Source organism: Nostoc sp. CCY 9925, assembly GCF_963920935.1.
GTDB lineage: Bacteria > Cyanobacteriota > Cyanobacteriia > Cyanobacteriales > Nostocaceae > Nostoc.
In genome coordinates, this window is the sequence record NZ_CAWUDO010000036.1 from 12419 (window position 1) to 24570 (window position 12152).

Sequence of the window (12152 nt, forward strand, 5' to 3'; positions counted from 1 at the left end):
AGTTTTCATTGAAGTGATTTAGTTACAAATGGTAAACTTTTGCATAGATAGTTGAGGAGGTAGTTGCCGTTGGTAAACACCTCCTCTGCCTTTGTAATAATTATCAGTCTTTGATAGGTAAGAAGAGGCATTTTTTGAAGCTGTGAAGGCGATGGGGAAATTAGGCGATCGCCATGTGTTTAACAACCCGCAGCAAGCTCTGATACCAGTAGTCTTGCTAGCTTTAGGTCAAGTACTTAAACCAAGATATTGTCTATGCTTTAACAGCACCCTTTGAGTTTGTGGCTTTCTCTACAAGAATACTGTGTAAGGTCTGCAATAACTCCTTGGTTGTGTATGGCTTAGGGATAAACTTTTTGACTCCAGGTATTTTAGTCAGTTTATCGCTAACATTCAGACCGCTAACAGCCACAACCTTCACCTGGGAATTCATTTTTTGCAACGTACTAATGGCAGTAGCACCATCCATTGATGGCATCATCATATCCATCAACACTAGGTTAATTTCGTCTTCGTGTCGAGCATAGAGGGCGATCGCTTCAATCCCATCACTCGCTATCAGAACTCTGTAGTTGTAAGTTTCTAGGGAAATTTTGGTTGTTTCTAAAATCTCGCTTTCATCATCAACTACTAAAATTAATTCTCCGTTACCTTTGAACAATTCCAGGTCTTCCGCTAGTGGTGTTTTTGCTACTTCCACTGCTGGCAAGTAAACTTTAAATTCAGTACCTCTACCGACCTGACTAGCCACAGTTATAAAACCACCATGACTTTGGATGATACCCCTGACGGTAGACAGACCCAATCCTGTACCGTTGCCAATATCTTTAGTGGTAAAGAACGGCTCGAAGATTCTGTCAAGGATCTCTGAGGGCATTCCCATGCCTGTATCTGCAACAGTAATCACAATGTAAGCACCAATATGGGCATCAATATTCATGCGTGCATACTGTTGATCGATGAAGAGATTTTGGGCAGAAATTTTGATATGACCACCTCTGGGCATAGCGTCACGAGCATTAACTACTAAGTTCATCAGTAGCTGATGTAGGTGCGTTGCATCGCTAATTACAGCCCAAAGTCCCGGCTGAATATGCGCTGTCAATTCAATCGATTTCGGAAACGCCTCTTGGACAATTTGCTGAATTTCTGAGAACAGATGGTTTACTTGCACAACGGTACGCTGTCCTTCGACTCCTCGCGCAAATTGGAGGACTTGCTTGACCAAAGCAGCTCCACGTTTAGAATTATTTTCTATGGTCTTCAACATTTGTTGATTGCGCTCATTGGTATCAGACATTTTGAGTTGCAACAGTTGTGCTGCCGTCAAAATGGGAGTGAGTATATTGTTTAGGTCATGAGCTATGCCACTAGCTAGGGTGCCAATACTTTCTAGACGTTGCGCCCGGAGAATTTGACTTTCTAAATGTTTCTTTTCGGTAATATCAGTATTTACCGTTAAAATTGATTTTGGTTGTCCGTCGCGATCGCGCATTAAAGTCCAACGACTGGCAACAATAATATCTTGTCCTTGTTTATTAATTTGGTGTAATTCACCATGCCAAAAACCAGACTCAGCTATACTTGCATAAATATTTTGGATTTGAGATAAGCTTTCTGGTGGATATAAAATCTGATTGACATTCATACCAATTACATCGGTAGATTTCCAGCCATACAAATCCTCAGCCCCTTGGTTCCAAAAACGGATTTGATTGACAAAATCTTTGACAATAATTGCATCACTAGTAATATCCAACAAAGCAGCTTGTTCGCGGATTTTTTCTTCGACTTGTAAGCGTTCAGCAATTTCGCTTTCCAAGCGTAAATTTTGTTCTTGCAGTGTTTTTGCCAGAGTTCGCAGTTTCAGATGGAGTTGAATTCTCGCTAAGACTTCTTGATGTTGAAGTGGTTTAGTAAGGTAATCAACTGCCCCCAATTCAAAGCCTTTGACTTTATCCACTGTTTCGGAAAGTGCAGTCATGAAAATAACAGGAATATCTTGCGTTAATTCACTCTTTTTTAGGAGACGGCAGGTTTCAAAACCGTCCATTCCCGGCATGAGGATGTCTAATAGAATTAAGTCAGGTGGGGCATACTCGGCTCTAGCGATCGCACTTTCGCCGTCTTCAGCAATCAAAACCGTAAATCCAGCTTGACCTAGAAAATCAAACAGCATTTCTAAATTTATCGGAGTGTCATCAACAATTAAAATGACACTGGATTTATTAACATCATTTTTCATACAGCCTCAAAATACTTTTGGAGAAATTCTAATATTTGTTTTCCTTTAAAACCTTTAGCTAGTTGATATAAATGACTAGCAAAAGGCTGCAACTCGTCATCTATTTCTTCTAGTTTTACAGCTCGTTCAGCAATGCTTCTTAAATCACCCCGCATCGCCAAATCTAGCAAAATTGCCAGTTCAGTTGCTGAAGGAGGCACAATAAGAGTCTGAGATGTTAAGTGTAAAGTATTAGTGGGACTTTTATTTTCGTCCTTCATTTTTCTTACCTTACCTTTATCTTCATATACCCATTCTAATCCCAAGTGAACCTGTAACTTTTCTAAAAGTTCTGCTTTTTTAATTGGTTTTGCCAGAAAATCATCACACCCTACTTTGCGACTTTCTTGTTGATTAAATTCAAAAACACTAGCTGAGACAGCAATCACTATCACTTCCTTAAAGTTTTGTAGCACTCTGAGGCGACGGGTAGCTTCAAATCCATCCAAGTTTGCCATTACCAAGTCCATAAAAATCAAGTCTGGCTGACATTCAGGAACTTTGCCAAGACAATCTAAACCATCAGCTGCTTCTACAACTTCAAAACCTAGAGGCTCTAAGATATTAACCAATACAGACCGATTTTCCCATTTATCGTCTACCACCATAATTTTACGTTTAGCGCCTAGAAAACCAATAATGTTAAGTTCATTAACATTATTTTTTGTGTGTTGAACAACTTCTGGTAATTCCAAATCTAGCCAAAAAACGCTGCCTTTACCTAATTCACTTGTGACATATAATTCACTCTCCATCATCTGAACCAATTGGCGACTAATAGACAAACCTAATCCGGTTCCTTCTGTCTTAAGGCTATCTTCACCTACTTGCTTGAAAGGTAAAAATATCTCTTCTAATTGCTCTGGAGCAATACCAATTCCTGTATCTTCTACTTGAAATCGAATTTTGGAGTTTGATAATTGATCTGCAAGTTTATCTGTATTATTGATCCACTCTCCATCCTGATTTACATAGCCTACTTTAAAAGTAATGCTACCTTTTTTTGTAAATTTAACTGCATTACTTAGTAAATTAATTAAAATTTGACGTAAGCGTTTGTCATCAGCAGAAATTAGACTAGGTAGTGGATATAAAGGTTGGTAAATTAAGCTAATTCCCTTATGTTCAGCGCGAATTCGACAAATTTCTACTATTCCTTCTAAAAAAGCTGGAAAATTAAACTCTTGTAAAGAAAGCTCCATTTTTCGAGCTTCTATTTTGGAAATGTCTAAAATATCATTGATCAGTGTTAATAGATGTTCACCACACTGATGTATAATATTTACACCATTCTTTTGTTGGGCAGTTAAAGATGTATCTGTCTGGAAAATTTGAGTATAACCCAAAATACCATTGAGTGGGGTTCGGAGTTCATGACTCATGTTAGCCAGAAATTCACTCTTGGCACGGTTGGCAGATGCAGCTATTTCTTCAGCTTTTTGCCGTTCGCTAATTTCTTGTTGTAATTGTAAATTTTTATCTTGTAATTCTAGAGTCCGCTCCTGAACTTTTATTTCTAATGTCCGATTATATTCTTCTAAATGATTATAGAGACGGGCATTCTCTAACGAAATTGCTGCTTGTGATGATAACAGTTGTAAAACTTCTAAACGTTGGGGTGTAAATGCCCCGGCAATCAATTTATTTTCTAAGTAAAGAATGCCAATCAGCTTACCTTGATGAATAATCGGGCTACATAAAATAGATTTTGGTTTGTGCTCAACAATATAGCTATCTGTTGTAAATCCTCCCTCACTGGTAGCATCGTTAAGTACAATATATTCCTGAGTTCGATGTACATAATTAATAATATATATAGGTAATTGCTGACTCAATTCTACAGGTGTTGATTGCTGAACATTGATTTGGGTTTGACCAAAGCTACCTGAAGCCTCTATAAATAAATTACCTGCTCTCTCTAAAATTAAAAATCCTGTTTCCGCACCAGCATTCTCAAGCACAATTTGCATCAATTTAGCTAGCAATTTGTCAAAAACAATTTCACCAGAAAGCGCTTGTGAAGCTTTCATAACTGCTGCTAAATCAAAAGATTCACTAATACTTTGATTCAGAGATTGGATGAGTCGGTTCCTTTCTGGGCTGTGCGTTCTTTGTTCCGACATCCGAGCGAAAATTTGGGGATATTTTACTTCTAAATCTCTCAGCTTTGCTGTTGCTCCCCAGTTACTATATCCATAGTAAGCATCAGCGAGATAAGTCTGAGCCACCTTTTCTTTACCGCACTGAAAATAAAATTTTGCTGCTAATTCATTGGCAAGAGCCTCTTCCTGGATGTATCCTTGCTCTTTAGCTCCAGCAATAGCTCGATCATAATATTCCATTGCTTGCCAATATTGCCCTAATAATCGTGCTTTTTCTGCCTCTATAAGCTCATATTTATGCTGAAAATTCATCGGAGCCTTGTTTGCCCAAATTTGCATTTTTGTTTGGTTATTAATTATTTTATCCCAGAGATATTTTTGCTGTTCATTTGATGCTAATTGATAAATGCCTAGCCGTGCTAAAGAATCGTAGAAATGAAATACTGGCACATGTAAAAATGCTTTGACACCATCCAAATAATGCTCGGCCTGTACTGCATTTTGCGCTGCTTGTTGGTAGTCACCAAATAAATAGCAAAGGATAAGTTTGTTTAAATAAAAGTAGTGAAGGCCAGTTCTAGCATTAGCTGTTTGCAGTAATGGCAATGATTTGTCTTCGTTATATACTTCACCCACTAGACGACACTGATTTTCACAAGGTCGGAGTAAGTTAAAAACTGACTGGTGAAAGATTTCATTCCAACTTAAGGCATTTTCCTGTTTAAGTTGAGCTAGAACATTACTAGTTGTTGCTATTTCTTTTTCCAATCTTGGCAATTCTTCGCCAATAAAATATAAATGCTGACATTTGTGTGCAGCAGCATAGCAACCATATTCAAACTGTCCGTTTTCCAGACCACTAGAGTAAGCATTTTCTAAAAGTGGTAACGTTTCCTTAGCATGAACTTTTCCATGCATCGTACATGATGCAGCCACATAAAATATGCTTGTCTTCAGTTCTAAAACATTTAATTTTTCAACTAAGCTTAATGCTAATTTGCCAAATTTATAAGCTGAATCTATATCTTGAATGATGCTATTTAAAATTACTGCATAACAAACATAACCATAAGCTGAAAAAGGTGCATTTCCATAGTAGATAGATAAATTTACCTGTTCGCACACCACCAACGGAAACAATGTGGGAGCAGCTTGATAAGTAGATGAACCCATACTAGTTAGCATTCTCACAGCTGCTAGCTTGTCTACATCTATCATTAATGGTAGGTTAATCAGGTCTTCTATTTTTTTCGTAGCTAAATTAGTCGCTGTTTGATTCAGAGTTTCCTGAATGTCCGACAAGCTAGGCGACACTGGAAAACTAATACCTAACAATTCTAGCGCTTGTAAACCAATTTTTGATGCTTCAAGTGGTTTAAGTTGCGCCATAGAAGCTTGGATTTTTACCTCATAGACTTTCATTTTATGGAGTGGAATTTTTGCTTGCTGTAGAACAAGGTTGGCCCATTTCTCCATCTTTACAAAATCACCGTTGAGGTATGCTATTTCTACTGCTGACTCATAAATTGATAGTGCTAACTGGTATTGATTTTGCCAGCTATCTAATGTTAATAATCTCAAACCTTCTTTTAAATAGCGCATGGCAGACTCATAGGCTGCTGCTGCTTTTGCTTTCTTTCCTGCTATGAAGTTGAGTTCAGCTAACTCATATTTTTCTGATTGTGAAGTTAGCAAATCAATACCATAATTTAGGTGATTTACTAAATAAAAAATGTTTTCTTTTTGCTCTTCAAGCGAAGTTTTTTGGAGAAGCAATTGCCCGATTTTCAGGTGAGTTGCTTTTTTCTGAATATCTGGAATCAAAGAATAAGATGCTTGCTGCACGCGGTCGTGCAAAAATTTGTATGTAATTGTTTGCTGTTCTTGCTCTATTATGAGCTGTTCTTCTATCTGCTCGGTAACAACTAAAGGTATTTTATAAGATGAGTTTATAGGTAAAACTAAACCTGCTTGCAAAGCTTCCCATAGTTCTTTGGCTGTTTCTGACAAAGACTTTTGGTTAACAACGCTCAAAATATCTAAAGTAAACTTATCGCCAATACAAGCAGCTAATTTTAAAACTTTCTGTGTTACTGGTAATAACTTTTGAATTTGATTAACCATTAATTCAACTACATTATCAGTAATATCAATCTTGTGTATAAGTTTAATATTCCACTCCCAACAACCTGTATCAAACTTAAAAAATAACAGATTATCTTGGTAAAGAGATTTAAGTAACTGGGTTACAAAAAATGGATTACCCTGGGTTTTGTGCAATACTAAATCAGCTAGCTCCTGTGATTTTTCTAGACAACTACGGAGTGTATCGTTAACTAATTGCTTGATATCATAAATCTCCAAAGGCTGGAGAACAATATTGTTGACATTCGCATCAGATTTTTGCAGTTCTTCTAGAGTTAATATTAATGGATGAGTCCGATTCACCTCGTTATCTCTATATGCTCCTATTATTAATAAATATTTACTCTCAGGGTCACTAATTACCAGTTGAATTAACTTGAGAGAAGCTGCATCTGCCCACTGTAAGTCATCCAAAAAAATTACTAGTGGATGTTCGGCTTGAGAAAATATATGAAGAAATTGTTGAAATAATCGATTAAAGCGGTTTTGAGCTTCATTAATTCCTAGTTGTGGTACTTCAGGCTGAGGACCGATAATTTTTGCTACATCAGGAATAACGTCAATAATAACTTGACCGTTGACACCAACCGCTTCTAATATTTGTGTTTTCCAGTTTGTTATTCTTTCAGTACTTTCTGTTAATAGTTGTCGCATCAATTCTTGAAAAGCTTGAATTAATGAAGCATAAGGTATATTGCGTTTATACTGGTCAAACTTTCCCGAAATAAAATAACCACGCTGGCGAATGATGGGTTTATGAACTTCATTTACTAACGAAGATTTACCAATGCCAGAATAACCGCTAACTAGCATTAACTCAGTTGCACCAGAACTAACTCGCTCAAAGGCATTTATCAATTTTGCAACTTCTTGCTCTCGACCGTAAAGTTTTTGGGGGATCAAAAATTGGCTATATAAATCAAGTTGACCAACAACAAAATATTCAATTTTACCAGTTGCTTGCAGTTGGCGTAAACATACTTCTAAATCAGCTTTCAGCCCTAAGGCGTTTTGATATCTTTCCTCAGCAGTTTTAGCTAATAATTTCATGACAATATCAGAAACTGCTAGCGGTATTTTGTTATTTAATTCGTGAGGCGTAACTGGAATTTTGGCAATGTGTGAGTGAACTAATTCTAAAGGGTCATCTGCAACAAAGGGCAGCTTCCTAGTTAGCATTTCGTAAAATGTTACGCCTAAGGAGTAAAAATCAGTTCGATAGTCTATTGAGCGGTTCATTCTCCCAGTTTGCTCAGGCGACATATAAGCTAGGCTACCTTCGAGCAAATTAAGATCGTTAACTATCTGATTTTCTCTAGATAGGCGTGATGCAATACTAAAATCGATAATTTTTATTTTAACTGTGTTGGAATTAATCAGGATATTTTGAGGTTGAATATCTTTATGAATAAGATTATTTTGATGTAGTTGATGTAGTGTTGTAGCTAATTGAATAGCAATTTGCAAAAAATGGTTTAATTTGAAATTTTCTGTGTTAATAATATCCTTGAGTGTTTCTCCATCAAAATCTTGCAAGATAAGTGCTACACCATTTTGTGTGCTTTCTAAGGCTAGAGGTTGAATAGCTCCTTCTATTTGTAGAGAATTCAATATTTGATACTCGTGCCTTATGCGGGCAATTTGTTCTATGGTGGGATACTCAGCTTTGAGAGTTTTAATAATTACTGAGGTTTGTTCTGACTCTTTGAAACCACGGTAAATACAGGTATTTATGCCATCAAAAATAACTTTGATGAGGTTGTAATCGGCAAGGATAATACTCATATTTATTTTGTTACTTGAGTTAGCTGAATTGTCAAATCAGCTATAAAAAACTTGTTGTGGCATTAAAAAGGATTATTTAAATAATTTGACAATGATTCTGATACGTTGTCGCTTGTTTGTTGTATGTTTATGGTAAATAATTTTACTTACCTACTTACTCACACTACTATGATTATTTTAAATTTTTGTTATGCAACCTGCCGATTTTTGAGTTATATTCAAGAAGTTTTATCTCGATCTTAAATTTTACTGTCATTTAAATCGGAAATTGTCATTATTTTTTGACGTATTAATAAGCCTGAGATTGATTTATGTGATTGAAAGTAAAGGAAAGTAAAGCTTTGATGAGATAATGTCGCAAAAACTAAAGCGTCATCCAATGGAATTATATTACGAATTATATCATGTCCGGATAATAACTTACGATAAGAGCCTGAGAGTACAACAAACATGGCAGCCAATAGGTGTTGAGGGATGAGGCCTACCACTATCCCAAAACAGGAAATCATTAGCATTGCCACCTGTGATGTAGTCATTTCCGGCATTGCCATGAATGGTATCACTGCCTGCACCGCCCGCCTGGGTGTAGTTATTAACAGTACCTAAAAGATTGAGAGCAACAATACTCTGATTGTTTTTACCTATGGCAAGGTTAGCAGAGGATCATATCGAATTTTTTAAGCTAGAAGCTGTTTTTTCTGGATTACCGGAAAATGGAAAAACTAAGATACTTCTAATGTTTGGATTATTAACTAATTTTCTTAGACGATTTAGTTGATAATCTGTGATTGCCACTCCAGCATATTTTTGAGCGTAGTTTAATTCTTCTTCAAAGTTCTTATCATTATAAGCTTGAATAAATACCCGATCTACTCCCCATTTTTCCCAGTCAGCTGCAAAATATTTTTTAGCCCAATAAGGATTATGATGGCAAATATCAAAACTTACTGATGAATTAGCTTGTTTCATAGAGCTTGTCATTTCTTGCACAAATTTAGTTAAATTTGCAGTTCTATCAACTTTTCCCGGTAATTCAGCATGGTAGCCTAGATAATCATCCCATTGAACTGCATCAATATTTGGATATTTTTTGACAAACTCAACTAAGATATTTTTAAATAGAGCAGCAACTTCAGGATTTTCCACATCAAGTACATAATGATCGATCCCAGAGTAGGTTTTATCCACTCCTGGAACAATCCATTTTCGGGTAACTGCTAAATCAAAAATTGGGCTATTTTTATCTATTTTGATTCCCTTCTCGAAGTAAGCGTGAACTTGCATTCCTTGGTCATGCGCCTCATCAATCAACCAATTCAACCATTGTTCCCGAAACTGGTTTAGGCAACTTTTATACCCTAGAGTTTGCTGCATAACGTCGCTTTTGTACATCGTACAACCATTCCCCCAAACACCGTGAATGATTGTATTAATTCCTTGAGTGCGATAGTAACGAACTCTTTGCCGGATGGTTTGTTCATCAGCATTATTTGTAGCTTGGTAGCGAGTTAAATAAATTCCTCTAATTACTTTTTTCTCCCAAGGAGTAGGAGGTAATGGCGTTTTTTGAACTTCTATTGTTTTACCTGTAGTTTCCTTATTCTTAACAGCTAAATTTAAAGGGATTGATAAAGTAGAAGTCGGGGTTGAAGAAGCAGTTGGGATGGAAATCGTGGATGTAGTTGGAGTAGGGCTGAGAATAGGAATAGTTACTCGTTCATTCTTTGGTAAAAATTTGCTGATATCTAAATTCCCTTTCTGGCTGAACCACCAGTAAGCAGATCCTAAGACAGCTATAATTACAGAAAATGGAATATTTAAGCATCCACATCCATTTGGCTCTTTATTTTGTTGCGGCATATTATCTAAAAGCTATCACTTAATCTCACTTTATATGTACAGATTGCTGCCATTTAACTGCATGGTCATAGACTTTTATCCTCACGACTTGTTAAACTCTTAGTCTGCGATCTGATGCACTATCTTTTTACCACTCTATATATAAAATGTTATCCATCCACGGCAGTTTGATAACTCGTATACTCCAAGGAATTCTATCTAGTAAAACATCGTAAGTTTCACGTTGAATTTGTAGCAGCCACCCAGCATCACGAACTCTCAAAATGCCGTTTCTCTGCAAAAAAGCTTTTCTAAATCCGTCTATAGATGTATTTTTCAAAATATTCCAATTTTGAATCACCGCAGATAAAAAATTTTCACATTCTGTTCGTTCGTATGTAGTGATTTCTAAATTAGTGTCTATAGGTTCTACTAAATCTATGGCACAAAGTATTTTGTTTAGGGGAAAACTATGTTCAGATGAATCTGTTGAACCATCAACTAAATACTGGAGTAAAATAGCTGCTCGTTCAGCAGATATCATATTAATAAAAAAATTCTTTTGTACTAGCCCTATTTTAATGAAAAAACGATTCAGAAATGGCCATACCAAAATTAATCCTGCATTGTAAATGTAGATTTCATCAGAGTGACTAAAAGTATTGACAGAATTTACAAGTGTAGTTTGCTTGGAATTGGTTTCTTGTTTGATTTTGATTTTAAGAGTTTGAGTAATTTCTAAAATTTCGTTGAGGCGTTTTATTTGGTTAGATTTACTCTCTACCAAAGCAGGATTTTTTATTTCCTTTAGTGAGATTTCAAGCTCATGTTTAAGTTGATTTATTTGCTGTATGTTTTGCGGTGATATCTGTCTATTTAGACTTAATTGTTGTAATTCGGTTAATAGAAATTTTGCTTGTTTATCTTCTACAATCAAGTGTGTATATTCGCTAGATATTTTGATTGCTGTTAATATTTTTGGAAGTGTGCTTTTGAAGTGATTACCTTCTTGAATTAGATGCTCTATTTTGGCAGCAAGATTATTTATAAACTCAGTATAATTAATCCCATTACTTGTAGTAATATGTAACAAACTTGCTTGGATTAATCTAACTTTATTCAGTTCAGTATTACTATCTGAGGAGAGACTGAAAAATATTCCTTGCCATTTATCCAATCTAAATTTTGCTTCCGGAATATTTCTAGTCTGCTCTAACTGTTTAAATATCGGCTTTGTGTCTATATTATAGTCTGTAATAAACTGGACTAAATGCGCAGTAAATAACCCTACTATTTTCAAGAGTATTGAATCAGAAAATTGGTAAATAATCCGCTGTAATTGCTTTGCATCTTGAAAATTTTGCTCGATAAGATATTTAATTTTATTTGGTGAATTTGTGATGAGGCGATCGCAACACTCTTCTAGCTCTTGTTTGCTTAATTTTTCACTCCACCAAGGTAGCATACCTGTTTGGATAAAGTAGCTAAAAACATCTAGTTGTGAAGCTACTTTCTCAGCAATTTCTGGGATTCCGATTTGATCGGATGATATTTCATACCAAGTTGCATCAATAGAGTTAACTTGATTTTCTCGTGGATTCTTACCTGTCTCTACACCTCTTTCATCAGATAAAACTTCTATTTTAGGAAGCAGCATTGAAGATTCGTTAGTATTAGGTTGTATCTCTCCTGAAAAACTAGAAGGTGATAGACGAATTTCTTCTGGTAATTGTTGCTGAAGTTTTTCTATAATTTTATTAATTAATTCCTGTTCCAAATTATTAATATCAATATTTCCTAGATTAAGTTCTAAAGTATTAATTCGATATATTATGTCTGAACTGCTGAACTGACTCAAGACATTATCAATAAGGGGAATAATTTTATGGCTATATATTCTACTTAACTCATTTTGTAGTTCAAAAGCACCTTCTTTTGAACTCAAATTAAGTTCTATAACCTGTTTTTTGATCGAATGTCGCTGTTGGTTCACTTGC

The 12152-nt window shown here is 35.8% G+C and carries 5 protein-coding genes; all 5 read right to left on the reverse strand.

Annotated elements, in window-relative coordinates:
• Positions 1–253: 253 nt before the first annotated feature.
• Positions 254–2245 carry a response regulator gene (locus tag ACM0OY_RS19005; protein WP_414570408.1) on the reverse strand — a complete coding sequence of 664 codons (1992 nt, stop codon included), beginning with the start codon at positions 2243–2245 and terminating at the stop codon, positions 254–256.
• Positions 2242–8316, reverse strand: coding sequence for an AAA family ATPase (locus ACM0OY_RS19010; protein WP_414570409.1), 6075 nt, complete (start codon positions 8314–8316; stop codon positions 2242–2244). The genes ACM0OY_RS19005 and ACM0OY_RS19010 overlap by 4 nt, the downstream gene beginning before the upstream one ends.
• A gap of 420 nt (positions 8317–8736) precedes the next feature.
• A complete protein-coding gene (locus tag ACM0OY_RS19015) occupies positions 8737–8961 on the reverse strand; it encodes a hypothetical protein (protein WP_414570450.1) in 225 nt (74 codons plus the stop codon).
• A gap of 18 nt (positions 8962–8979) precedes the next feature.
• Positions 8980–10176 carry a family 10 glycosylhydrolase gene (locus ACM0OY_RS19020; RefSeq protein ID WP_414570410.1) on the reverse strand — a complete coding sequence of 399 codons (1197 nt, stop codon included), beginning with the start codon at positions 10174–10176 and terminating at the stop codon, positions 8980–8982.
• Between the two features lie 127 nt (positions 10177–10303).
• The gene (locus ACM0OY_RS19025; protein WP_414570411.1) at positions 10304–12148 is read right to left on the reverse strand and encodes a contractile injection system tape measure protein; all 1845 of its coding nucleotides are present in this window, start codon (positions 12146–12148) and stop codon (positions 10304–10306) included.
• Between the last annotated feature and the right edge of the window lie 4 nt (positions 12149–12152).

Excerpts from the sequence above, each read along its gene's own strand:
- ACM0OY_RS19005 (WP_414570408.1), bottom strand. The coding sequence starts at position 2,245 with ATGAAAAATGATGTTAATAAATCCAGTGTCATTTTAATTGTTGATGAC.
- ACM0OY_RS19010 (WP_414570409.1), bottom strand. The coding sequence starts at position 8,316 with ATGAGTATTATCCTTGCCGATTACAACCTCATCAAAGTTATTTTTGAT.
- ACM0OY_RS19020 (WP_414570410.1), bottom strand. The coding sequence starts at position 10,176 with ATGCCGCAACAAAATAAAGAGCCAAATGGATGTGGATGCTTAAATATT.